The following is a 23,984-nucleotide window of genomic DNA, read 5'->3' on the forward strand; positions in this document are numbered from 1 at the left end:
CGAGGCTTGCCCCGAACGGAACCGAGGGCGATCTCTGAGCAGAGTCGAGGGCGGTCCCTGAGCGGAGCCGAAGGGCCGCTAAGCCTTTCGGCGCCATCCTGTAGGATAATGGCGTTTTTTCCATTCCCGTCGTTTTATCCAAACCGTATTGCTGACTATGAACTGTGATTCCGTGTTAACCATCGCTCAACAAAGCCGCGCGGCGGCTCGTCAATTGGCCTCGGTGTCGGCGGCCGCCCGCAATCGCGCCTTGGCGAACATGGCCGAAGCGCTGGAGGCGGTTAAGCAATCCGTGCTGGAGGTCAACGCGCTGGAAATCGCCAAGGCGCGCGATGCGGGCCAGTCGGACGCGATGGTCAAGCGGCTGACGATAGACGACAAGACCTTCAATTACATGTTGTCGCGTCTGACGAAAGTCGCGCAACTGCCGGACCCGCTGAATCGGGTGCTGACCGGCCATACCAACCCGGCCGGCTTGCGGGTGTATAAAAAATCGGTGCCGCTGGGGGTGATCGGCATTATTTACGAGTCGCGTCCCAACGTCACCACCGATGCCGCCGGCGTCTGCATTAAAAGCGGCAACGCGGTGATTTTGCGCGGCGGATCGGAAGCGCTGCAAACCAACGCCATTCTGACCGATGCAATGGTCGCTGGCGCGGTCGCGGCCGGCTTGCCGCAGCACGCGATCCAAATCATACGCACGCCCGGCCACGAAGCGGTCGGCGAATTGCTGAAAATGGACGGCTATATCGATGTACTGATCCCGCGCGGCGGGAAGGGCTTGATTCAGCGTATCGCCGAAGGCACCCGAATTCCGGTCATCAAGCATTACGACGGGATTTGCCATTTGTATTTGGCCGGCGATGCCGAGTCGGAGAAAGCGGTGGCCTTGGTGGTCAACTCCAAATGTCAAAGTGTGCAGGTTTGCAATGCGCTGGAAACCTTGTTGGTGGATAGCCAATGCGCCGAACGATTGCTGCCACTGCTGAACGATGCGTTGACCGCGAACAATATCGAGCTGCGCGGCTGCCGGCAGACCCAGGCGCTGCTGCCGGGCATCGCCGCCGCCAGCGAAGAAGATTGGTCTACCGAATATCTGGCGCCGATTTTGTCGGTGAAAGTCGTGGCCGGCATCCAGGCCGCGATCGATCATATCAACCAGTACGGTTCCGGTCACACCGACGGCATCGTTACCCAAAGTCTGAGTCTGGCCCGGCAATTCGAGGAACAGGTGGATTCGGCGTCGGTGATGATCAATGCCTCGACCCGGTTATCGGGCGGCGGCGATTACGGCTTGGGTTCGGTCGTCGGTATCAGTACCGATAAACTCCACGTGCGCGGTCCGGTCGGTCCCGACGAACTGACGACCTATAAGTGGGTGGCGGTGGGGGACGGGCATTTGCGGGCTTAGCGTTTGGCGCCAGGCTCGTCGGGGTAGGATCCGCAACGATCGATCGCGACCCAGCGCGCGCCGGATTGCCTCCAACGAGGAAGGTCATCGGCCTAATCGGTGTTTAGGGCGCTGAGCAAGTTTTCCGGATGAAGCAGTTGCTGTTTGATCTCGGCCGCGCGCCAATCCGGGTGCAATTGCAATAATAACGCGGTAAGTCCGGCAACATGGGGCGTGGCGAAGGAGCTGCCGGTCATGAAGTCGTAGGACTCGTGAGGTAAGGTCGTCAAAATATCCCGGCCCGGCGCCGCGATTTGGTTGCCGTCCGCCTTAAGGTTGAGGTCGAGTTGATTCACCGCGATGACGCCGGGAATGTTGGCCGGAAATCCGCCGGCCAGCGGGTTGCCCGGCACGGCGGCGATAACGATGATGTCTTTGGTCAGGGCTTTTTCGATCAGCATTTTCAGCAACGGGTCTTCCGGTCCGCTCAAACTGAGGTTAATAATCCGCGCATTCATCCGAATCGCTTGATTCAAGGCCAAGGCCAGCGTGAAACTGTTGCAGCGAGCGGCCAGCGCATTGGGTTGTTCCGGCCAGCACGCACGAAGCGCCAGGACGTCGGCGGCCGGCGCGATACCGGCGATCCCGATGCCGTTGTCGGGGCGCGCCGATAACACGCCGGCCACCGCGGTACCGTGCATGTCGGCCAGATTATGATCGCCAGGTTCCGGGGCCAAGTTTTCCGAATAATCGATTTGGCCTTTCAAATCCGGATGTTCCAGGTCGACGCCGGTATCGATCAGCGCGATGCGTATGCCTTGGCCGGTGGCTCGCTTATGCCACTCGCCGATGTTCAACGCGTTGTACGCGGTTTGCAACGGCAAGTAGGGGTCGCCGTGCGTCGGGTCCGCGGCCGGCTGGTCGGCCAGCACTTGGAAGCTCTGCATGGGCTGCACCGTGCCGACATCGTCGTCGTTTTGCAATTCGCCGATGACTTGCGGTAACGGCAGCGCGTTGGGGATTTCGTAAACCACGCAACTGACGCCGAGTTCCGTGACCGGCCATTGGGCGACGAAGCGCAGTTGGTGGCGTTCCGCCAGCTTTAGCGCGATACGCTCGCTCCAGGACGAATTGCCGTAAGTGCCGTGCGTCCGATAGCGATCCTGGGAATTGCCGGGTAAATCGCGTTGAATGCCGCGGTCGATAAAGGTCACCAAAATCCGCCGTTCCCGATCGGCAGGCTGGTCGCCGAGGTTCGCGAAGTCGATTCGATCGGCGCAACCGCATCCGAGTAACAAGAGTATCGCGAGTGTCGCTACACGGATCGGATTCATGGTTGTATCACAGGCTCCGCCAGCAACACGTCGGATCGGCTCCTGAGCAGGGCGATGGCTTGCTCCAGATTCGGGTGACCGTCCTCGGTGCTCAGACGCACGGTCAAGGCGCCGACACTATTGGCTTCGCCTTGTTGTTCGCCGTGTAAATCCCGGAGCACGGCCGATATATCCGTAGCCGATACGGTATTGGCAAAGACCACGCGCAAGGTCGGCGCCGCGAGTCCGGCGGGTTTAGCGGTTGCCAAGGTCCGGTAGCCGTCGGTGCCGATCGGCATGAGTTGCCAGCCCAGCGGCATTAAGGCCAGCAAGATCGAAGCCGCCAATGCGTAGCGGAAACCGCGATGTTTGCTGTAGGCGTTCGAGCGGCGGGGCGTCCGCGACGGTACCTGGCGATCGTTGGGCGCGGCCGAGTCGGCCGAGCGGTCGCAGGAGCGAAGTTTGGCGGACACGTTGGCGAACGACGTTTCCGCGGCGATATCCAGATCGGTTGATTGGCTGATGGCTTGCGCCAGCTTTTTCAGACCTTGCAATTCTCGGCGGCAGGTCAGGCAGGTCCGAATGTGTTTATCCACCAGTCGGTACTCCGCTTCCGGCAGGCTGTCGTTGGCGTACCACGGCAGCAGTCGCTGAACTTGTTGATGTTGGGCTTGGGTGTGGGCTTCGGCGTTCATCGGTCTAATCTCCCTGGCCTAGGCAAAGGCTTGCAGCTTTTTGCGGGCATGGAACATACGGGTTTTCACGGTATTCTCCGGGCAGTCCAGGATTTTGGCGATTTCCTGGTAGGGCAGGCCGTGGTAGAAGGTCAATTCGATCACGGCACGTTGATCGGGCGGCAGATGGGCCAGCGCGCGGTTCAACCAATCGGCGGTCTCGAAATTGTCGGCCAAATTGGCCAACGGATCGCCCAAGGTTTCGTGAAAGTCTTCGATATCGACGTCCGCGCTGTATTTGCCGGCCTTGGATAAGGCCTTCAGCGCCTTGCGATAAGCGATACCGAATACCCAAGTCGAGACTTTGCTTTCGTGGTTGAAGCGCTCCGGTTGCTCCCAGATCAGTAACAGGGTTTCCTGTATCAATTCTTCGATATTTTCGGCGTCGCGAGTGACGCGCAAAATAAATCGAAACAAGCGCGGGTAGTACAGTTTATAAAAAATCTCGAAGGCTTGAGCGTCCCCTTCGGCAATACGGAGCAGAATTGCCTGTTCATCGACGGGATGTTCGGTGTGGTTCGGCATGGGTGGTATTGAATTACGCACTGGACGCAGCATCATCTAACCTTGGTCGCGGATCCTCGGGTGGTCTCGGGTATATGCCGCGCTGGGCGTCCAAGGTTCAATGACGGTTCGCTTTTAAAATCCGACAGTGACCGAAAATAGATAGCGGTCGTCTTGCCGGCGCGGATAGAATTCGTCTTGATTCGGATCGGCGTGGTGATGAGCCGTCAACGCGGCGTCCAAGTAGCGCATATCGACCGACACATGTTCGTTCACAAACCAGGAAAGACCGGCATTCCAGTAAAAATAGTCCTGGCCCAACAATCTACCTGCTTGATGGTAGCCCAAACCTGCCGAAAATTGTACGGTATCCCAAATGTCGCGCCGATAATTCAGTTCGTAATTGGGCACGTCGGCCTGTCGTTGGTAGGCATTGGGAGCGACCGAAATCGTGGCGCTCAGCCAGTCGCGGAAATGTAGCGAGGCGGAATATTCGGCATAGTCGGCGGAGTGGTTGAATAGTTTGTTATCGAAAAGGTATCCGCTAACCGACAGCTCGGCCCGCCAATCTCTGTCGATCGGCCAATTCCAACCGAAATAAGGTTTGATTTCAAGTTCGGCGCGGTTGCTGTTTGTTTGGTCGTCGAAGCGAACTTGAGACAAGCCGAGGCCGGCGAACCAGCCGATCTCGTGCTGGTAATCCAGATGGGCTTGAGCCAACGGATTGCCGCGATTTTTGGAGTAGCCCCGGTAGATGTAATCGCTGAGAAAGGTCAGGCTGCCGTGCCATTCGGCCACGGCGGGCGGGGTGTCCGGTAACCAACAAGCCAGACCTACCGCCAATGAAAACAAACCTTTGCGAAAAATAGTCCTAAACTCCATAAGGGAGGGTAGCGATGGCGGGGATTCACACCTCGACGTAGCGGTAGGCAACGGCGCTTATTCGACGCATTATTTACCAGTTACATTGAACCTTCAACTTATTCGGAGAATAGCTCGATCTGGCTATGCATTGGTTCGGGAGAATCGGGCGAGTCGTAACTTACGACTGTATTGCGCAACTAGATATTCTGCTTGTAAGCGCTATCCGCCGAAACTGGTCTCGCCGCCGCAACCGGATAGTTAAGAGAGCGTTAAGAAAGCTTGTCTACAGTCGCCCGCAAGTCAATTACAGCGGATCGTCATGAATACCTCGCTTAGTGTAAGCACTCAAAGACTCAGGGAAGATTGCATTAGTGGCGGAATCTATGTCGCAACGGACGGCATGTTGAGATTTTGCGTCACCGGTCCGGTGATGGAGTTACCCATCGATTTTAAGGAATGGTATCAAGCGGAGGCCGAGGATGCGGCCGAGGATCGCTTTAAAGCCGCTTAACGACAGCTCTTCTTTTGAATGCCCCGATGGTTGGCACGTGCGCCGGCATTAAGGAAATGCGCGGCGGGTAACCGACGAGATGGGGGCGCTCTCGTCGGCTGTTGCCAAAGAAAAGAATTAGTGCGCGCTGTAATGGCTTTCGATGTAGCGCTCGACCAATTCCTGAAACTCGCCGGCAATGTTATCGCCTTTTAACGTCACGGTTTTAACGCCGTCTTCGAATACCGGCGCGACCGGCGTTTCTCCGGTGCCCGGCAAGCTGATGCCGATATTGGCGTTCTTGCTTTCGCCCGGTCCATTGACGACGCAGCCCATCACCGCGACTTTCATCTCTTCGACGCCTTGATACTTGTTTTTCCAGAGCGGCATTTGGTCGCGCAAATAGCCTTGAATATCTTGGGCCAGTCTTTGGAAATAGTCGCTGGTGGTGCGGCCGCAACCGGGGCAAGCAGTGACCATCGGCGTAAACGAGCGGAAGCCCATCGTTTGCAGAATCTCCTGAGCCACGACGACTTCCTTGGTGCGGGCGGCGCCGGGTTCCGGCGTTAGCGAAATACGGATCGTATCGCCGATGCCTTGTTGCATCAGTATACCCAGTGCCGCCGACGAGGCGACAATACCCTTGGAGCCCATGCCGGCTTCTGTCAGACCTAAATGCAAGGCATAGTCGCAACGCTCGGACAGGTCTTGGTAAATGCTGATTAATTCCTGCACATCGCTGATTTTGCAGGAAAGAATGATTTTGTCCTTGCCCAGGCCCAGCTCTTGAGCCTTGGCGGCGCTTTCCAACGCGGATAGCACGATGGCTTCGCGAGTGATGGCCGGTAACTCCTTAGGCTCCGCCAGTTGGCGGTTTTCATCGAGTAAGCGGGTTAGCACCGCCTGATCCAGACTACCGCCGTTAACGCCGATCCGTACCGGTTTGTTGTACTGGATTGCGAATTCGATCATTTGTTGGAATTGCGGATCGCGGGCTTTACCCTTGCCGACGTTGCCGGGATTGATTCGGTATTTGGCTAGGGCCTGGGCGCATTCCGGATATTTTTCCAACAATTTGTGGCCGTTGAAATGGAAGTCGCCGATAATCGGCACTGAAAACCCTTTTTGTTCGAGCTGGTTAACGATGTCCGGGACGGCCTTGGCGGCTTCCTCGGTGTTGACGGTGATCCTGACCAATTCCGACCCGGCGGTCGCCAATTCCATAATTTGCTGTACGCTTCCCGCAACATCGGTAGTATCCGTGTTGGTCATGGATTGGACTACAATCGGAGCGCCGCCGCCGACTCTGACGTTGCCAACCAAAACCTGTTGAGTGTGCTTTCTGGGACTTATGGACATAGAAATGTTTTGCAAGAAATCGAAGTTGTTTGGAAAAATACCAAGCGTTTTACTCGGTCTTAAAATTATAACCCAACGCCAATAGTCAAGAGTTAATTTGTGTTGATCAATTATTTTTCCGACGTGCATTTGGAATTTGGCGAGCAGGCGGCGCCGGAAACCGACGCGGACATTATCGTGGCGGCGGGCGACATTGGCGTTTTCGACCAAGGCGTGGCTTGGTTGAAGGCTTTGAATAAACCGGTGATCTACGTTGCGGGCAACCATGAGTTTTATGGCTACGAGTATCGCCAGGTGCTGGAAATGTTGCGCCGGGAATGCGCGGGCAGCCAGATTCATTTTCTGGAAAAAGATCAGTTTGTGTTCCAGGGTGTACGCTTTATTGGCTGCACGCTCTGGACTGATCTGTTTTCCGAAGGCGACGAAAAAGCGAATGCGCTGCAGAAAACCCTCAACGATTTTCGCCGGATCAGCTTTGAGGATCAGGCGTTCTCGCCCTATCAGTTTTCGGCCTTGCATGCCGATGCCAAGAGCTGGCTGGAAGCGCGTTTGGCCGAACCCTACGCCGGAAAAACCGTCGTTGTCACGCATCACGCGCCTACCGAATGGAGCTGGATAGGTTCGCCCAAAGTTCTAAAGCGATTGGCCTATTGCAACGATTTGAAACCTTTGTTTCACGAGTACGAGATCGCTGCTTGGTTTCACGGCCATGTTCACAATTTGGGCGACTATCGTATCGCCGACGCGCGCATCCTCAGTAATACCCGCGGCTATCTAGGGCGTAAAACCGTTGAGGGATTCGATATCAATAAAACCATCGAAATTTGAAGCCAAAAAACGCCTTACTTCGTGCGTTAACCGGGGCTGCAGGCGGCGTCGCGACTGAGGATTTCTCGTTGAGAAAGCCGATAAGTTGTGATGTAATGACGCGGTTTTATGTCTTGAAGTGCCCGGTGGGGTTGGAGTTTTTTCCGGCGGGCTTTTGCTGCAATCTGTCTGGAGAGTAGGCGTATCTACTATGCAATTTACATTAAAAAAAGGTTTGGACTTGCCCATTACGGGTGGACCCGAACAGAAAATAAGTGACGGTAACGGCATCAAGTCGGTAGCGCTTTTGGGCTGCGATTATGTCGGCCTAAAGCCAAAAATGCTGGTTGCCGAAGGGGATAAAGTCAAGTTGGGCCAAGCTTTGTTCGTTGATAAGCAAAACCCCAGCGTCAACTTTACCTCGCCGGGAGCCGGCGTGGTCAAGGCCGTCAATCGCGGCGATCGCCGGGTGTTATTGTCGGTAGTGATCGAACTGAGCGGCAATCAACAAGAAAGCTTCGCCAGTTATGACGAGGCGGCGCTGGCCGGCTTGTCCGCCGATCAAGTCAAGGAAAATCTGTTGGCTTCCGGCCTTTGGACTTCTTTCCTGACTCGCCCCTACGGCAAAGTTCCTGCCGCCGACAGCGCGCCGAGCGCTATCTTCGTTACCGCGATCGACACCCGGCCCTTGGCCGCGGACCCGCTCGTGGTGATTAAAGACCGGGCGGCCGACTTTCTGAACGGCTTGACCGTGATCGCCAAACTGACCGCCGGCAAGACTTATTTGTGTAAAGCCAGCGGCGCGGACGTGCCAAGCAACAGCGCGGTTCAGGTCGCGGAATTCGCCGGTCCGCATCCGGCCGGATTGCCCAGCACTCACATCCACTTCCTCGATCCGGTTAACGGTCATAAATCGGTCTGGCATATCGACTATCAAGCGGTGATGGCGATCGGCGCCTTGTTCACGACCGGCAAATTGAATGTCGAAAGAGTCGTATCGCTAGCCGGACCTACCGTTAAAAATCCGCGGTTGGTGCGTACCCGTGTCGGTGCGAATCTGGAAGACTTAGTCGCCGGCGAATTGCAGGATGTTGAAAATCGCGTGATTTCCGGTTCGGTGCTGTATGGCCACGAAGCCGCTGGTGCTTTGGCGTATTTGAGCGCCTACAGTCTGCAAGTTTCGGCACTGAAAGAAGGTCGCGATCGCGAATTCTTCGGCTGGATAGTGGCCGGCAAGGACAAATATTCGGCGATGAACGTTTATGTGTCCAGCAAGGATCGCAAAGACGGTCGTTTGTTTCCGTTAACAACCGATAAGAACGGCAGTAACCGGGCCATCGTGCCGGTCGGCGTTTACGAGAGCGTAATGCCGATGGATATTTTGGCGACGCCGTTACTGAAAGCCATTGTGGTCGGCGACACCGATACCGCGCAAGCCTTGGGTTGTCTGGAGTTGAATGAGGAAGATGTTTCCCTGTTCACCTTTGTCGATCCCGGTAAGCACGATTTCGCGCCGGTGCTTAGAGCTAATTTAACTAAAATCGAGAAGGAAGGATAAATGTCGGCTAGAGACTTATTAGATAGCATAGAGCCGCATTTTACAAAAGGCGGCAAGTTCGAAAAGTACTACGGTCTCTACGAGATGGTGGATACTTTTATCTACACGCCGTCCGATGTAACGCGCGGTAAAACCCACGTTCGGGACGGAAACGACCTGAAACGGACCATGACCTTCGTGGTTATCGCCACGGCGTTCTGCATATTGATGGCGTGGTACAACACCGGTTATCAGGCTAATTTGGCGATGAAGGCGATGGGTGTCGAAGCGATCGACAACTGGCGCCGCTTCCCCATGGTCTTGTTCGGTTACAACCCGTACAACCCCTTATCGTGCCTGGTGCACGGCATGCTGTACTTCTTCCCGATCTATTTCACCACGCTGGCCGTGGGCGGCGTTTGGGAAGTGTTGTTCGCCACCGTTCGCAAGCACGAAGTCAACGAAGGCTTCCTGGTTTCGTCGATGCTTTACACGTTGATTCTGCCGCCGGACATGCCTTTGTGGCAAGTGGCGTTGGGTATCTCCTTCGGTATCGTGTTGGGCAAAGAGGTGTTCGGCGGTACCGGTAAAAACTTCCTGAACCCAGCCTTGACCGGCCGGGCCTTCCTGTTCTTCGCCTATCCGGCTTCGATTTCCGGCGACTCGGTGTGGGTCGCGGTTGACGGTTATAGCGGCGCCACTGCGTTGTCGCTGGCTTCCGCCGGTGGCTTGGACGCGATCAAAGCCAGTTTCGGCTGGTTCCAAGCCTTCTTGGGCTTCATTCCCGGTTCGATGGGTGAAACCTCGACCTTGGCCTGTCTGCTGGGCGCGGCCTTCCTGCTATACACCCGCGTCGCATCTTACCGGATCATGGCGGGCGTGTTGATCGGCATGATCGCGATGTCCACTTTACTGAACGTGGTCGGCAGCAATACCAATCCGATGTTCGCGATTCCCTGGTATTGGCACATGGTGTTGGGCGGTTTTGCGTTCGGTACCGTCTATATGGCCACCGATCCCGTTTCCGCCGCCAATACCGATACCGGCCGCTGGATTTACGGCATCTTGATCGGTGTGATGATCGTCATCATTCGGGTCGTAAACCCGGCGTTCCCGGAAGGCGTGATGCTTGCAATTCTTTTCTCCAACATGTTTGCGCCGTTGATTGATTACTTTGTCGTCCAAGCGAATATCAGAAGAAGGATTAAACGCCATGCTTAATGCCGAGAAAAAAACCTGCAAGTATAACGAGCAGCTCTGTAAATATTACGAGCAGTTCAGAGTTTATGCCGACCGTATCCTAGCGCTGAGCAACGACAGTTTGGAAAAAACCATCAATGTCGCATTGGCCCTATGTTTGGTCTGCGCGGTGTTGGTGTCTATGGCTACTGTCGCATTGCGGCCGTTGCAGTCGCACAACAAAGCCCTGGACATGAAGAAAAACATTCTCGATGTCGCCGGTTTGTTGGAAAACGATACCAACATCGATGCGGCCTTCAAGGACAGAATCGAAGCCAAATTGGTCGATCTGGCGACTGGCGAATACGTTGACGGCGATGTTGACGAATACGACCAACGCAAGGCAGCCAAGGACCCGGCAACCAACGAAGTGATTCCGGTCGAGAAAGACATCGCCAGCATTCGGATGAAGGCCAAGGTTGCTAAGGTGTTTTTGGTGAAGGACGCCGGTAAATTGCAATCCATCATTCTGCCGATTAACGGCTACGGCTTGTGGTCCACGATGTACGGGTTCCTGGCGCTGGAAGCCGACGGCCAAACCGTGCAAAGCATCAACCTCTACGACCAAGGCGAAACACCGGGTCTGGGCGGCGAGGTGGTTAACCCCAACTGGCGGGCATTGTGGAAAGGCAAGAAAGTCTACGGCGATAACGGCGAAGTGGCTTTGACTCTGGTTAAAGGCACGGTCGATACCAGTCGTCCGGATGCGGTCAACAAAGTCGACGGCCTGGCCGGCGCCACCTTGACCAGCCGCGGCGTCAGCAATTTGATCCTGTACTGGATGGGACCGGAAGGTTTCGCGCCGTACCTGAACAAAATCAAGTCAAACGGTTAGGAGTCGTCATGGACAAAGAAACTAAAAAAGTATTATTCGAACCATTGGTCGATAACAACCCGATTACCTTGCAGGTACTCGGCGTTTGTTCGGCGTTGGCGGTGACCTCGCAAATGTCGACCTCGCTGATCATGGCGTTGGCCTTGACCTCGGTTACCGCGTGTTCCAGCGCGGCGATCAGCGCCGTGCGCCAGCACACGCCGAGCAGCATCCGTATCATCGTACAGATGATCATCATCGCTTCGCTGGTGATCGTGGTCGATCAGTTGTTGAAAGCCTTCGCGTTCGATGTTAGTAAAAAACTGTCGGTGTTCGTCGGTTTGATCATCACCAACTGTATCGTCATGGGCCGCGCCGAAGCGTATGCGATGAAAAATCCGCCGCTGCAAAGCTTTATCGACGGTATCGGCAACGGCGCCGGCTACAGCTTGATTTTGATTCTGGTCGCCTTGGTCCGCGAAACGCTGGGTTCCGGCAAATTGTTGGGTATCGAAGTATTACCGTTGGTCAAAGATGGCGGTTGGTACGTACCGAACGGTTTGATGCTGTTGCCGCCCAGCGCGTTCTTCGTGATCGGTTTGATTATTTGGGCTTTCCGCACCTGGAAGCCGAAACAAGTCGAACACAACGAGTTCAAAATTATGGCTATTGCTCACGGTGAAGGAGGGCACCACTAATGGAAGCCTATATCAGCTTATTTGTTAAAGCGGTTTTCATCGAAAACCTGGCGTTATCGTTCTTCCTGGGGATGTGTACCTTCTTGGCGGTGTCCAAGAAGATCTCAACGGCGATGGGTCTGGGCATCGCGGTTATGGTGGTACAAACCTTGACCGTACCCGCGAATCAGTTCATCTATCAAACCTTGTTGAAGGAAGATGCCCTGGCCTGGATCGGGATTACCGGCGTGGACTTGAGTTTTTTGAGTCTGCTCAGCTGTATCGGCATGATCGCCGCGATCGTGCAGATTCTGGAAATGACGCTGGATAAGTTCTTCCCTGCGCTTTACAACGCATTGGGTATCTTCCTGCCTTTGATTACCGTGAACTGCGCGATTTTGGCCGGTAGCTTGTTTATGATCGAGCGCGACTACAACTTCGGTGAGAGTGTGACCTACGGTATCGGTTCCGGTTTCGGTTGGGCATTGGCGATTACCCTGATGGCTGGCGTGCGCGAGAAGCTCAAATACAGCGACGTGCCGGCGGCCCTGCAAGGCCTGGGTATCACCTTCATTACCGCCGGCTTGATGTCTTTGGGCTTTATGGCGTTCTCTGGAATTCAATTGTAAGGGTATCGTAATGCTAGAAATTGCATTAGGGGTTATTTTCTTCACGGCTATCGTGATTGCGCTGGTGTTTATGATCATCGGCGCGAAAAGCAAACTGGTGGCCGCCGGGGATGTGGAAATTCTGATCAACAACGAGAAGAAGATTCACGTGCCGGCCGGTTCGAAATTGTTGAATGCGCTGTCCGACAACCAATTGTTCGTTTCATCCGCTTGCGGCGGCGGCGGTTCTTGCGGCCAATGCAAGGTGAAAGTGCATAGCGGCGGCGGCGATATTCTGCCAACCGAGCTGTCGCACATTACCAAGCGCGAAGCCGCTCACGGCGAGCGTCTAGCGTGCCAGGTCGCGGTGAAAACCAATATGGCGGTCGAAGTCGAGGACAGCGTATTCGGCGTCAAAAAATGGCTGTGCACCGTCAAGTCCAACGACAACGTCGCCACGTTTATTAAAGAGTTGGTATTGCAATTGCCGGAAGGCGAAGCGATCAATTACCGCGCGGGTGGTTACATTCAAATCGAATGTCCGCCGCACGTGTCCAAGTACGCCGATATGGATGTCGCCGAGGAATACCGTCCGGATTGGGATAAATTCAATCTGTGGCGCTACGTATCGGACGTAAAAGAGCCGACTTTGCGGGCCTACTCGATGGCTTCCTATCCAGAAGAAAAAGAGATTATGTTGAACGTGCGGATCGCCACGCCGCCGCCGGGCGCGCCGGACGGTATTCCGCCAGGCATCATGTCTTCTTTCATCTTTAATTTGAAGCCGGGCGATCAAGTTTGGGTTTCAGGTCCTTACGGAGAATTTTTCGCCAAGGATACCGATGCCGAAATGGTCTTCATTGGTGGCGGTGCCGGTATGGCACCGATGCGTTCGCACATTTTCGACCAGTTGCGTCGGTTGAAATCCAAACGCAAAATCACGTTCTGGTATGGCGCGCGCAGCAAGCGGGAAATGTTCTATGTCGAAGATTTCGACATGTTGCAACGCGAGAACGACAACTTTCAATGGCACGTGGCTCTGTCCGATCCGTTGCCGGAAGACGAATGGACCGGTTACACCGGCTTCATCCACAACGTGTTGTTCGAGGAGTTCATCAAGAACCATCCGGCGCCGGAAGACTGCGAGTTCTACATGTGCGGTCCTCCAATCATGAACTCGTCGGTGATCAACATGCTGTTGGCTAACGGTGTAGACAGGGAAAACATCTTCCTGGACGACTTCGGCGGCTAAATCGGTTTTTTGCCGGTCGGGAACGAGGAGCGATCTTAGGATTTCTCCTCGTTTTTTTTTGACGATGGTTGATTTTGGCGGGAATCAGGTTTTAGTATGAATCGGCTTCGATTGCCGTAGTCGCTACACCTATTTTGGCCGATACTGTAACTATTTCTGTTTTTGACGATCTATCGATCAGACGTATTTTCAACCGTCATATTGAATTAGAGGACATCCATGACGTATTTTTTAGTAACTTTCGTGTTTATGCTGGTCGTGATCGCGGTCATGGCGATCGGCGTGATATTCGGTCGACACGCGATCAAAGGCTCTTGCGGCGGTACCGGCAATTGCATCTGCACCGAGAAGTGCGACAAGCGAAAACTGTTGGAGGCCGAGCAAGCCGCGTTATTAGCGCAGGGTGAGCGAGTTGACGGTTAACTATTCCCGCTTGCGTTTTTTATCGGCGGGATAAAACAGTTCCATCCCGCCAAGCTATGCACCAAGCGGGATTTCTATTGAATAGATTCTTCTATTTCAATGTTAAGCGGTGCCTGCTCCTCATAAATTCCCGACAATTTACGTTTGAATTCTTGAGTTACTTCTTGGGCATCGACACGGCTTTTCATGACCCGAGGCGTTAACAGCACGACTAGTTCTTTCTTAACGTTATCCCGCTTCGAACCGCCGAATAAAGAGCCGATAACCGGAATTTCGTGCAGTAACGGTACGCCGTTACGGTTGTAAGTGTTCGAGTCGTCGATCAAGCCGCCGAGCACAATGGTTTCCCCACTCTGAACCACGACGCTGGTTTCGATCTCTCGTTTTTGGATCGTGGGTGAGTCGATTCCGGTACTAGTGGTGGTTTCCTTTGCCGCATTCGCGCTTTGTAAAATGTCCATGAGCACCAGACCGCCGGAATTGACCCTCGGCCTGACCGACAAATTGATCCCTGTATCGACCATTTGAATCGAACTGGTCTGTACTATTCCGGTGGTGGTGGTATTGCTGGTGTTACTGGTAACCGAGGAACGTATCGGCACTGAGTCACCAACCTTGATCGAAGCTTCTTGGTTATTCAATACCATCAATGAGGGCGAGGAAATGACATTAAGCTTCTCGTTGATCGCGCTGGCATTCAAAACCGCCGCAATATCTTTTGATCCACTGACGAAAGCATAGGAGAAGCCCGATGTGGCGGCACCCAGCGCGGCTTTCGTCAAATCGATACTGCTGCCGCCACCCTTGGTAGAGCCACCTTGTATCGTGTTGTTACCACCATTCTGATGATTGAAATACCATTGAATACCGTATTCCAACGTATCGGTCAGTTGAACCTCGACGATCGTCGCATCAATCATCACCTGTAGCGGCAACACATCCAATTGTTTCAACACCCGCAGGATTTTCGAATACTCTTCAGAGTTCGCGACGATAATCAATGCATTGTTGCCTTCGTCCGGAATGATTTTAACGTTGGGCATGTCGTTGTTGTTCGAACCTGCCGTCGAAGCGTTGCCAAGTACCGAGCCACCGCTACTGCTCGCGCCGCCGCCGCTACGATTGCGGTCTTGGGTGCGGTCACTCAGCGTGCGTTCGTTGGCATCGCTACGGTTGCTGCTGGAGCTGGAGCCGGAAATAGAACTGGAACTACTCGAAGAACCCATGCCGGAGCTAGATGAGGACCGATTGCTGGCCGACATGCTTTTCCGGCCGGAGGCAATCGAGGCTTTCGAGCTACGCTGACCGCCGCCGCTACCGTAAATGCTGCTCAAAGTGTCCGCGAGATCTATCGCATTGACGTGCTGCGCGCGGTAGACATTCACGCCGCCGGCCGCCGCCGGATTGATCCTATCCAGCCGCAAGATCCAGTTTTCGATGTCTTTTAAGTAATGCGCCTGATGGGTGATGGCTAGAATCGCGTTCAGGCGTTCGATTTCGATGAAACGGAAAAAACTGGAATCGCCGGCCTTGTCCTTCTCTTGTTTGTGGTTGAAGATTTGATCCAACTCGTCAATGACTTTGCCGGCGCTGACGTGGGCCGGCGTGAATAGCGCGAACGAACGACCTTTCAAAATATCGATATCGAAGGTATTGACCACATCCATGACCCGGCCCAGCTCGGCGCCGGAACCGGCCACCATCAGCAGATTGCGATTGGCGTCGACATGCAGTAGAGCTTTTTCCGGCAGCAAGGGTTTCAGAATTTCGCCCAATTCGGCGGCGGCGACGTTTTTGACCGGAATGATTCGGACCTGATAGCCGTTCGGCATTTTCGAACCCGACAGAGAGTTGATAGAGCTGCTGTAAATAGCTTCGTTGGATGGCTTGATCAAATAAACCCCGTCCAGCGTCGAAAGCGCGGCATTGTTCAGGCTCAGCAGCATTTCCAGGGTCGGAATCAATTCTTCCTTGCTGAGCGGTTTCGAGGTTTGCAGCGTGACCTTGCCGGTGACTTGCGGACTGATCGTATAGTTACGATTCAAAATGTCGCCGAGGATAACTTTGGCCACTTCGCCGAGGTCGGCGTCGTCGAAATTCAGGCTGTATTCGCCTTTACCGACCGATTTTTTCGGTTCGGCCGTCGTGTTGGCCTGGGCGTTGATGACGGGTTCGCCGTTCGGGAACAACTCGACCTTGGTGACTTTGTTTTCAGCGTTCTTATCGGCTTCGTTGGACAACTCCGGTAGCGATAATTGATCGCCGGACGCCGGTTTGACTTCGGCCAATGGCAGTTTCTGGTGGAATTGCGGACCGATAAACTCGCAACCTGTCATCGACAGCGCTAACGCCACGACCGGAGTAAGAGTGAATTTACTAGTTGTCATTGATGTTCTCGACATTTTCAACGGGCGGAGATGGTTCGTTGGGTTTTGGGGGCGGCTGCATGGCGGCTGGCGGTTGCGCCGGTCTCGGCGGCACGGGGGGCCTGCCCGGCACCGGCGGTTTGGTTTGCGGTCTAGGCTTACGTAACGCGACGGCTTTTTCCTGGCCGGCTTGGGTCAGCACAACCCGGTCGGCCAGTATCTGTTTAAGTGTCCAGCCGGATATGCTTTGCGATTCGTTGAGCTTTTGAAATTTTTTTGCTTCGTTGCGTTTGCTGAACAGCGCGATCGGGTTCCGGTCCTTGTTGTAGATACCGATCAGGGCCCAATCGTCGATTTGGCCGAGATCCGGACCGGCCGCCGCATCGGCGGTTGTCGCATCCGCGATCGGCCGGCGGCCTTCGATAAACACCGGGCGATCGACGATTTCGGCGAAATTCTCCAACGAGCGTTGGCGCTCCGGCAGTTCCGGCAATTCCTCGCTCTGAAATTCAGCGGGCACGGGCGGCTCCAAGGCCTTCAGCAACTCGTTCCAGGCAAGATTTCCGTAAGTCCACTCGGCGGCCAGCGTCAAACTCGCCAGGCCGCAGCCTATCAATTGCAGTTTCAATAGTTTTTGGTTCATGAGGATTTGGCTCGCATGAAACTGACCACTTGAAAACTGACGTTGAGTTGGGTGCTGGGGTCTATTTTGTTGGTGCCTCGATTGCGGGCCCCGCGAACCGGGGTAATGTCCAGTTGATCTATGACCAGCAGCGGTACCGAAGACTCAATGCTGTGCAACACGTGGCGCAGTGCGTCTATCGAGGACACCATGCGCACCTTCACTGAAATTCGGACGAATTCGTTTTCGGCTTTGCCCGGAAGCCCCTGCGTGCTGGTGAGCTGGCCGCCGGCTTCGGTGACGGCCGTCTTGATCGCGTTTTGCAGCTCGGCGGACGCCAAGGCCTCGGTCGTGCTGTTCGAGAAGTAATCCTGCTCTTCGAATTGCTGCTGCAAGGCTTGCAAATTGTCGGCCACGCCTTGTTTGCGGGCGGCAACGGCTTGTTGGCGTTGCAGGCGGAATAACAAATCGCTTTTTTGGTCGCGATAATCCAACCATTGATTTAGTAACGGCAATGGAATCGCAAACAGCAAGGTCAAGACGACGCCGATCAACAACCCTAGCGCCAACCAACGTTGATAACGCGGATTACTCATTCGCCGTCCCTGACCCGTTGTCATCGGCCGGATTCGCATCGGTGTCGGTTTCCTCGGCGGTATCGGCTGCTTCCGAGGGTTCGGTTTCGGCGACGGCGGCGACATCCATGCTGATTTGAAAGCGTTCCCGGCCGGTGTTCTTATCCTGAGTCAATGGCGATACGAAGGCCACGTTGGCGAAATAGGGCGATGCTTCCAAGATGCCGATCAACGCGGACGCGGCCGGCGACTGGCCCTGAACCTGCAAGTGCTTGTCGGTGTACTGAAAGTGGGTGAGCCAGGTGTCGTCTTTCAATAACTTGCTGAGCTCGTTGAGCACTTCGATTAGCGAGGGGGTTTGAGTTTTCAGGTCGATCAAGCGTTGAGTCTTGCTCCGCACCGCCTCGATTTCCTGTTGTTGGCCCTCAATCAGCCGGGTTTCCTTTTCCAATGTTTTAATACTGGCCTTTAAACGCTCGACCGCTTCACCTTCCCGCCAAACCGGCCAAATTGTCGCGGCCAGCAACAATAGCGCAAACAATCCGTTCAAAAGCCAGTGCAGCGATTGCGACAAGCGGTTGCCGCGCGGTTGGAAACGTTCCGGCAATAGATTGTAATCCGCCGTGATACCTTCTGCGGGTAACGCCTCGGCGTAATCGACGCCGCTGGGTTGCACGCCCCAACTCTGCAATTGTTCCAGCAGGCGATCCAGTACAGGTCGCGGCGTGAGCACCAACTGAACCCGTAGTTGGCCCGAATCGGTTTTCCCCAACGGTAAGTTGGCGAAATACACCGCGTCGGCCTTGAACGGCGTGTACCGGTCCAGCTCGAAACCGACCACTTGCGCCAGGTTTTCCTGGGCGGCCAGCGGTAGATAAATGGTTTTGGTCAGACCCTGGCTCGCTTCCAGCCTGAGCAGCGTATCGGCTTTTTGCAGTTCCGGTTGTAGCGCCAGCAACTCCCGATAGGCATCGGGATTGTCGCGATTCAGGGTTTTACTGAAGACGGGAGGCTGATCGGGGTCGAGGGCGCGGCGAAACGTCGCGGTCATGCCGGCTGGGGTTTCGGCGAAAATCAGATAGCCGCTGCGGTCGCTTAATAAGGCCAGCACCGGAGCGGGTATCCAGTAGCTCAGCTCTTTGCTCCACCAGCGGAAAAACCGCCGCAGGTCAAAATCGATTGTCGCTTGTAAATTCATTCTTGAACAAAAATTAGCTGGGATTCCATAGCCGAGTCGAATAACGACAATGCGTCTTGCCGAGGGTGCCAATCCAGGATTTTTATAGGAGGCTCATCCGGGTTCTGATTCTGAAACTTAATGACTGCTTCGAGGCCAGCGCCGGCGTCTTCGCCAATCCGGGTTTCCACCGTGATGGTAAAAGCCTGGTTCTCGGCGATTCCGCTATCCTCGCCGGTTTCGCCGGTGTCTTCCTGGTCCGACGACTGAGCCGCCAAACGATTGTCCAAGTATACATCATGAACATTGCGTTCTTTCAGATCGGCGCCGATGATTTGCAACAGCTTCGGATCGGCAACCTTGAAATCCACTTCGGCTTGTTCCGAATACACGGTTAGCCAGGGCCGCAGGCGTTCCAGCAATTCAGCGTCGATGCCGATCACCTGTTGCAGTTCTTCGACGGACTGGAACGGTCGATTGCCGGGGCGCTGCCGCAATCCAGCCTGTTGATATTCCTTGCGTTCGGCGCCGTGTTGACGCGGCTCGTCGTCGGCATCGCGCCAATCGACGATCGCGTCCACCAAGCGAGCTTGTTCCTTCTCGTCGCTGGTCGCGCCGGCAATGACGGCTTGCAGCAGTTCCTCCTTACCGGCGTTGATGTCTACCTTGCCGGATTCGGCGAGAATCTTGATGCGCGTGACGCCGTCCACGGTCGGGACCTGATAAACGCTGCCGTCCGATAGCCAGCGCTGCTCCTTGTCGGTTTGTTGCAGCCTGAAAATAGCCAGATTGATGCCGCTTTCGGCGATCGCCATCGCTTCGGCGTTTTTGTGCAGCGCATAACTGACGCTGCTTTCGCGGCGCATGCTTAATGCAAAACTGCCGGCCATGATGCTCAGCAAGGTCAAAATCCAGATGACGATGACCAGCGCGAAGCCGGATTGCCGATTAATTCGGGTTGGCATCGTCCACGCTCTCGGTATTGGCGGGCGGCGCGGTCAGCGTCGGTCTGGCATTGATTCTGACCGGAAAGATCATGTCGGGCCAGAAACTGTGGTCTCGCAAGACGATGCGGACCTTAATCAGCAACGGCAGTTGCTCGGCGTTGATCCATTGCTCGTGCCAGGCGGTTTTATCGGTTTCCGCGTTGGCGCCGTAATAGGCCAACTCAAAGTCCTCGACATTATTCAGTAGGACCGTGGCCTCTGCCGCGGTGTCGGGCAATTGGCCGTAAGGTACCAGCGAAACCCGAATCACCGACGAACTATCAGGGTCGGTATCGACGGTAAACGTCTGTAAGCCCTTACGGGCCGAAGCCGAAGGCAGCGCCGCGACGAAACGAATCGCGTGCGGACGGCCTTCGAAGGCCAGCGTCTCGGCGGTTTGATTGGCGGCGTCGGGGGTGTCGGTTCTCAGACCGGTCGGCGATGACTCGTTGTCTTCGGTCGGTGTCGGCACCGGTTTGATGCCGCTGAGATGGCGTCTGAAAAACTGGTAGACCACGGCTTTCTGGTTGACCTCGGTCAGCTTGGCTTCGCCGACGTTCCAGCTCTCGGCGGCAATGCGCAGACTGGCGAACAGCAGCGCCACGATGACGCTGAGCAGCGTCATCGCGATCAACATTTCGATTAGGGTAAAGCCGTTTCGAATCGGGCGGTCCATGCCGGCTATTGAGCAGTGGTCAGTTTTAAGGTATCGAGTTCTACCGTGCGGCGCTGCTCGTCGTCGCCCCAGGCTACGGTGACGTTGACTCGCATCAGTCGCGCGGCCGGTTCCTGGTCGCCGTCGGCCAGCTTGCGCAGACTTTCGCGAACGCCGCCGCTGTTTTGCACTGGTTGGACGCTGACCCGCCAATCGAAGCGTTCGCCTTCGTTGCCGTCCAGTTCGCCCGGCTCCAGCGCGGTTTCGACGCCGGTGCGGGCCATCAGCGACTCGGCGATTTGCACCGCGATCGTGTATTCCTCGGCGATTCCCGCGTGGTTGACGCCGTTGCCGAATACCCGCAACACGATGGTCAGCGCGATCGCCATGATCGAAAAGGCGACTAAAATTTCCAGCAGCGAAAATCCGTCAAGCCGTCGCATGGTCGAGCAGGTCGGGTTCGACGGCCGAAATGGCGACTTCGCCGGTAATCCAGTTCACGTCGATTTTTTTGGACAGATTGCCCCATTCCAGCGTGATGCGGCCACCGGTCGAGGAACCGTCGCCGAAGAAGCGGATGCTGCCTTGCTCGCCGTCGGCGAATTCCTCCTCGGCAACCACCAGCGACACGTCGATGTCTTCGGCGAATGCGTAAGTCTTGTCGCGATGGTCGACTCGGTAGCTGTTGTCGGCCAGACTGATCGTGACCGCCGCGGTTTTGCCGGTCAGCAGGGCTTGACCGTGGGCATAGCGCAGCGCTGAAGCGATGTCGCGCGCCACGGCCTGCAACTTGGTGGCGTGGTTGCCGGAAGCGATATTGTTGCCTAGCACCGCGAAACCGAGCACGGCGACCAGCAACACGATCGCCATCTCGATCAGCGTGAAGCCCCGCGCGGCGGCGGGGCGGGGCGGCCGGGTCATTATTCCCAGCTATTGATGTCTTGTTCCTCGCCTTCGCCGCCTTCTTTCTCGTCGGCGCCGTAGCTGAACAAATCGAACTTGCCGTGTTGGCCGGGGAAGACGTAGTGATAATCGACGTTCCAGGGGTCTTGCGGAATTTTTTCCTTACGCAGATAGGGGCCGTTCCAGCGCTTGGCGTCGGACGGTTTTTCGATCAGCGCCAGCAAACCTTGTTGTTGGGTCGGATAGCGGCCCTCGTCCAGCTTGTACATGTCCAGGGCCGCAGCCAAATCCTCGATTTGCACCCTGGCCGCCTTGGTTTTGGAGGCGCCCATGTGTTTCATGACCTGCGGGCCGACGATGCCGGCCAGCATGGCGATAATGCCCAATACCACCAACAGTTCCAGCAGCGTAAAGCCGCGTTGGCGGCGTATCGTGTGTGTCATCGCGTGTCTCTCCTTGGATTAAAAAGCCAGATCGTTGACGCTGAGAATCGCCAGCAAAATCGAGACGATGATGCCGCCTATCATCAGGCCCAACGAGATAATCAACGCCGGTTCCAGCAAGGCCAGCATGCGTTGTATCGTTTGTTTTAATTGTTTGTCGTAAATGCCGGCCACCCGCATCAGCATTTCTTCCAGCCGGCCGGTTTCCTCGCCCATTTTAATCATTTGCACGGCGAGTTTGGGAAACAGGCTTTGTTGACTCAGTGCCTCTGATAAAGTTCGGCCCTGTTTCAATTGGGCCTCGGCGTAATCCAGCGATTCGGCCAACACCGTGTTGCCGACGGTTTCCCGGACGATGACCAGCGACTTTAAAATCGACACGCCGTTACCCAGCAAGGTGCCGAAGGTACGGCTGAAGCTGGCGACCTCCATCGTCAACACGATTTCGCCGACCAGCGGGGCTTTTAAAAACCGGCCGTCCCAGACCTTCTTGCTGGCCGGCGCGCCGAGTTGGGATTTGAAATATTGCACCGTCGCGGCGATGCCCAACAGCAACAGCCACCAATAGCTTTGCAGGAACTCGGCCAGCCCGACCACGATTTGCGTGGGCACCGGCAGGGCCTGGCCGGCGCTATCGAACATTTCCTTGAATTGCGGCACGACGAAGGTCAACATCACGAACAGCGACGCCAGCGACATCACCAGCAACACCGCCGGGTAAATCAGCGCGGTGCTGACGGTATCCTTCAACTCCTGGGCGCGCTCCATATACTCGGCCAGCCGCTGCAATACGCCGCCCAGATTGCCGCCCAACTCGCCGGCGCGGATCATGTTCAGATAAAACTTGGAAAACACGCCGGTCTGGCTTTCCAGCGCGTCGGCCAGCGCCTTGCCGCCCTTGACCTTGTCCAGTACGTCGGCGGTCAGCTTGTTGAGCTTGGGCTTATCCTCGGTCAGTTGCAGCAAGATCGTCAGCGAGCGGTCCAGCGGCAGGCCGGATTCCAGCAGCGTCGCCAATTCGGCGGTCAGCATGCCGATTTCCTTGGAGGACAGGCGGACGCCGGCGGTTTTCAGCTTGAAACCGAGAAAGGTCTTGTCCTTGGCCGCTTCGACGCGGATCGGAATCAAACCCTGATTTTGCAGTTCCAGCAACAGGGCCTGCTCGTCGGCGGCATCGCGCACGCCTTCCTCGGCGAGACCCTGATTGTTGACGGCTTTGTAGGAATATAAAGGCATGGAATGGTTTAGCGATTGGCAATGAGCTGGATTTGCGGTGGGTATAAGGCAAAATTCTCGTCGGCGGAAACAATCGGCATGTTTTCGCTAAAGGCAGTAGCTAACAATAGTCTATCGAATGGATCGCGGTGATTGGGAAGTAATGGAATATTGGCGTACGCGTTGATATGTTTGGTTTTTAGGTCAAGCAAATTAAAATCGTCTTGGCGAATCAAGCCTGTCAATGCGTCAACGGTGATGTCCAGTTCCGGTAACTTGCCGAGCTTTTGTTTGATGGCGATTTCAAAAAGGCTTATCTGGCTGATTTGAACAATATTTTTTCTATTGTTGATTAGCGCTAAAACGCCTGGGCCGAGTTTGGAGCTATTTAGTTGATACCAAATTAATATTTGAGTATCGATTAAATAGTTCATTCCATATACTCCCGCAGGTCGTCTAGCGGGTCGTTAAAGTCGTCTGGAATATTGTAATTTTTCCCTTGCAAAGAACCTAGTCGCGTTAAGCTACCCGGTGTTCTCTCCGAAATATTGTTTTCGACTGCCTGGGTTTCTTGCGCCAAACCGAGTCTAAAGTAGTGAATTAAATCGTAAACTTCGGCGAGTTTTTCATCGGGAATTCGTTTGATTTCTTCTATTAACAGTTCTTGCAACATTTTTGGCCTCCGACAACTGCTAGGTTTAGAATTATATAAAACGCATAATGGTATTTTGTCTTCGTACGATTACGCTATACTAATCGTACCTACCGGGCTTGATGGACAGATTTAGCTACAGTTTGTTCTTCGGTAAGAAACATAACAACTACTTTCGACTTCGTATTGGTTGCCGGGGTTTCTTCAAGTATGACTTGGCCGTTTTCGTAAATGCCTTTAATTGCGGCATACATATTACCTCCGGTGAGCTAGGGCCATTTTACCAATTGCTGTCTATCGCATTTCCAAGGATTTCCGTTCTACAAGGCAACTCGCCTGGCAATTTCAATATCTTTTCTTAGGGCCGTAGGGTGGATAA

26 protein-coding genes are annotated in these 23,984 nt (G+C 55.0%); 9 read left to right on the forward strand and 17 right to left on the reverse strand.

Annotated features, from left to right (window positions below):
- Positions 1 to 157 precede the first annotated feature (157 nt).
- Positions 158 to 1,411: a glutamate-5-semialdehyde dehydrogenase gene (locus A1355_RS11200; RefSeq protein ID WP_064028050.1), complete on the forward strand. Its 1,254-nt coding sequence runs from the start codon at positions 158 to 160 to the stop codon at positions 1,409 to 1,411.
- 92 nt (positions 1,412 to 1,503) lie between these two features.
- On the opposite strand, the gene A1355_RS11205 is transcribed toward A1355_RS11200, so the two are convergent.
- From A1355_RS11205 to ispG, 5 genes are all read right to left on the reverse strand, one after another.
- Positions 1,504 to 2,724: a S8 family peptidase gene (locus tag A1355_RS11205; protein ID WP_064028052.1), complete on the reverse strand. Its 1,221-nt coding sequence runs from the start codon at positions 2,722 to 2,724 to the stop codon at positions 1,504 to 1,506.
- Positions 2,721 to 3,398 carry a zf-HC2 domain-containing protein gene (locus A1355_RS11210; protein WP_064028054.1) on the reverse strand — a complete coding sequence of 226 codons (678 nt, stop codon included), beginning with the start codon at positions 3,396 to 3,398 and terminating at the stop codon, positions 2,721 to 2,723. Before A1355_RS11210 ends, A1355_RS11205 begins: the two co-directional genes overlap by 4 nt.
- 18 nt (positions 3,399 to 3,416) lie before the next feature.
- A complete protein-coding gene (locus tag A1355_RS11215; RefSeq protein WP_064028056.1) occupies positions 3,417 to 3,962 on the reverse strand; it encodes an RNA polymerase sigma factor in 546 nt (181 codons plus the stop codon).
- A gap of 114 nt (positions 3,963 to 4,076) precedes the next feature.
- A complete protein-coding gene (locus A1355_RS11220; protein ID WP_231883638.1) occupies positions 4,077 to 4,739 on the reverse strand; it encodes a TorF family putative porin in 663 nt (220 codons plus the stop codon).
- Positions 4,740 to 5,433: 694 nt separating this feature from the next.
- Positions 5,434 to 6,654: a flavodoxin-dependent (E)-4-hydroxy-3-methylbut-2-enyl-diphosphate synthase gene (gene ispG, locus A1355_RS11230; protein WP_064028062.1), complete on the reverse strand. Its 1,221-nt coding sequence runs from the start codon at positions 6,652 to 6,654 to the stop codon at positions 5,434 to 5,436.
- A gap of 99 nt (positions 6,655 to 6,753) precedes the next feature.
- Between ispG and A1355_RS11235 the strand changes: the two genes are divergently transcribed.
- The 8 genes from A1355_RS11235 (at position 6,754) to nqrM (ending at position 14,011) form a co-directional block, all read left to right on the forward strand.
- Positions 6,754 to 7,482 carry a metallophosphoesterase gene (locus tag A1355_RS11235; RefSeq protein ID WP_064028064.1) on the forward strand — a complete coding sequence of 243 codons (729 nt, stop codon included), beginning with the start codon at positions 6,754 to 6,756 and terminating at the stop codon, positions 7,480 to 7,482.
- Between the two features lie 190 nt (positions 7,483 to 7,672).
- On the forward strand, positions 7,673 to 9,019 hold the full coding sequence (locus A1355_RS11240; protein WP_064028066.1) for a Na(+)-translocating NADH-quinone reductase subunit A: 1,347 nt from the start codon (positions 7,673 to 7,675) through the stop codon (positions 9,017 to 9,019).
- On the forward strand, positions 9,020 to 10,219 hold the full coding sequence (locus tag A1355_RS11245) for an NADH:ubiquinone reductase (Na(+)-transporting) subunit B (RefSeq protein ID WP_064028069.1): 1,200 nt from the start codon (positions 9,020 to 9,022) through the stop codon (positions 10,217 to 10,219).
- Positions 10,212 to 11,072 (forward strand): Na(+)-translocating NADH-quinone reductase subunit C, encoded by an 861-nt coding sequence (locus A1355_RS11250; protein ID WP_064028071.1) that lies wholly within the window; start codon positions 10,212 to 10,214, stop codon positions 11,070 to 11,072. The genes A1355_RS11245 and A1355_RS11250 overlap by 8 nt, the downstream gene beginning before the upstream one ends.
- A gap of 8 nt (positions 11,073 to 11,080) precedes the next feature.
- Positions 11,081 to 11,749 (forward strand): NADH:ubiquinone reductase (Na(+)-transporting) subunit D, encoded by a 669-nt coding sequence (locus A1355_RS11255; RefSeq protein ID WP_064028073.1) that lies wholly within the window; start codon positions 11,081 to 11,083, stop codon positions 11,747 to 11,749.
- A complete protein-coding gene (gene nqrE / locus A1355_RS11260) occupies positions 11,749 to 12,357 on the forward strand; it encodes an NADH:ubiquinone reductase (Na(+)-transporting) subunit E (RefSeq protein WP_064028075.1) in 609 nt (202 codons plus the stop codon). The genes A1355_RS11255 and nqrE overlap by 1 nt, the downstream gene beginning before the upstream one ends.
- A 10-nt stretch (positions 12,358 to 12,367) precedes the next feature.
- Positions 12,368 to 13,588 carry an NADH:ubiquinone reductase (Na(+)-transporting) subunit F gene (nqrF, locus tag A1355_RS11265; RefSeq protein ID WP_064028077.1) on the forward strand — a complete coding sequence of 407 codons (1,221 nt, stop codon included), beginning with the start codon at positions 12,368 to 12,370 and terminating at the stop codon, positions 13,586 to 13,588.
- A 219-nt stretch (positions 13,589 to 13,807) separates the two neighbouring features.
- Positions 13,808 to 14,011, forward strand: coding sequence for a (Na+)-NQR maturation NqrM (nqrM, locus tag A1355_RS11270; RefSeq protein WP_064028079.1), 204 nt, complete (start codon positions 13,808 to 13,810; stop codon positions 14,009 to 14,011).
- A 74-nt stretch (positions 14,012 to 14,085) separates the two neighbouring features.
- On the opposite strand, the gene gspD is transcribed toward nqrM, so the two are convergent.
- From gspD to A1355_RS11330, 12 genes are read right to left on the reverse strand one after another with little or no spacing between them, the layout of a single operon-like run.
- Complete coding sequence (gene gspD, locus A1355_RS11275; RefSeq protein ID WP_064028081.1) at positions 14,086 to 16,398, reverse strand: type II secretion system secretin GspD; 2,313 nt, start codon at positions 16,396 to 16,398, stop codon at positions 14,086 to 14,088.
- The gene (locus A1355_RS11280; protein WP_064028084.1) at positions 16,388 to 17,020 is read right to left on the reverse strand and encodes a hypothetical protein; all 633 of its coding nucleotides are present in this window, start codon (positions 17,018 to 17,020) and stop codon (positions 16,388 to 16,390) included. The genes gspD and A1355_RS11280 overlap by 11 nt, the downstream gene beginning before the upstream one ends.
- Positions 17,017 to 17,595 (reverse strand): type II secretion system protein GspM, encoded by a 579-nt coding sequence (gene gspM / locus A1355_RS11285; protein ID WP_064028087.1) that lies wholly within the window; start codon positions 17,593 to 17,595, stop codon positions 17,017 to 17,019. The genes A1355_RS11280 and gspM overlap by 4 nt, the downstream gene beginning before the upstream one ends.
- On the reverse strand, positions 17,588 to 18,772 hold the full coding sequence (locus A1355_RS11290; protein ID WP_064028090.1) for a PilN domain-containing protein: 1,185 nt from the start codon (positions 18,770 to 18,772) through the stop codon (positions 17,588 to 17,590). The genes gspM and A1355_RS11290 overlap by 8 nt, the downstream gene beginning before the upstream one ends.
- The gene (locus A1355_RS11295; RefSeq protein ID WP_064028093.1) at positions 18,769 to 19,716 is read right to left on the reverse strand and encodes a general secretion pathway protein GspK; all 948 of its coding nucleotides are present in this window, start codon (positions 19,714 to 19,716) and stop codon (positions 18,769 to 18,771) included. The genes A1355_RS11290 and A1355_RS11295 overlap by 4 nt, the downstream gene beginning before the upstream one ends.
- Positions 19,700 to 20,413, reverse strand: a complete 714-nt coding sequence (locus A1355_RS11300) for a prepilin-type N-terminal cleavage/methylation domain-containing protein (protein ID WP_064028095.1) — start codon at positions 20,411 to 20,413, stop codon at positions 19,700 to 19,702. Before A1355_RS11300 ends, A1355_RS11295 begins: the two co-directional genes overlap by 17 nt.
- Positions 20,414 to 20,418: 5 nt before the next feature.
- The gene (locus A1355_RS11305) at positions 20,419 to 20,835 is read right to left on the reverse strand and encodes a type IV pilus modification PilV family protein (RefSeq protein WP_064028097.1); all 417 of its coding nucleotides are present in this window, start codon (positions 20,833 to 20,835) and stop codon (positions 20,419 to 20,421) included.
- A complete protein-coding gene (locus tag A1355_RS11310) occupies positions 20,822 to 21,313 on the reverse strand; it encodes a GspH/FimT family pseudopilin (RefSeq protein ID WP_064028099.1) in 492 nt (163 codons plus the stop codon). The genes A1355_RS11305 and A1355_RS11310 overlap by 14 nt, the downstream gene beginning before the upstream one ends.
- Positions 21,313 to 21,738, reverse strand: coding sequence for a type II secretion system major pseudopilin GspG (gene gspG, locus A1355_RS11315; protein ID WP_064028101.1), 426 nt, complete (start codon positions 21,736 to 21,738; stop codon positions 21,313 to 21,315). The genes A1355_RS11310 and gspG overlap by 1 nt, the downstream gene beginning before the upstream one ends.
- A gap of 18 nt (positions 21,739 to 21,756) precedes the next feature.
- Positions 21,757 to 22,974: a type II secretion system F family protein gene (locus A1355_RS11320; RefSeq protein WP_064028104.1), complete on the reverse strand. Its 1,218-nt coding sequence runs from the start codon at positions 22,972 to 22,974 to the stop codon at positions 21,757 to 21,759.
- 8 nt (positions 22,975 to 22,982) lie between these two features.
- Positions 22,983 to 23,387 (reverse strand): type II toxin-antitoxin system VapC family toxin, encoded by a 405-nt coding sequence (locus tag A1355_RS11325; RefSeq protein WP_064028107.1) that lies wholly within the window; start codon positions 23,385 to 23,387, stop codon positions 22,983 to 22,985.
- Entirely contained in the window at positions 23,384 to 23,626 is a 243-nt protein-coding gene (locus A1355_RS11330) for a DUF2281 domain-containing protein (protein ID WP_064028109.1), read from the reverse strand. The genes A1355_RS11325 and A1355_RS11330 overlap by 4 nt, the downstream gene beginning before the upstream one ends.
- Positions 23,627 to 23,984: the final 358 nt, after the last annotated feature.

The sequence above is a fragment of the Methylomonas koyamae genome (assembly GCF_001644025.1).
In the GTDB taxonomy this organism is placed as follows: domain Bacteria; phylum Pseudomonadota; class Gammaproteobacteria; order Methylococcales; family Methylomonadaceae; genus Methylomonas; species Methylomonas koyamae_A.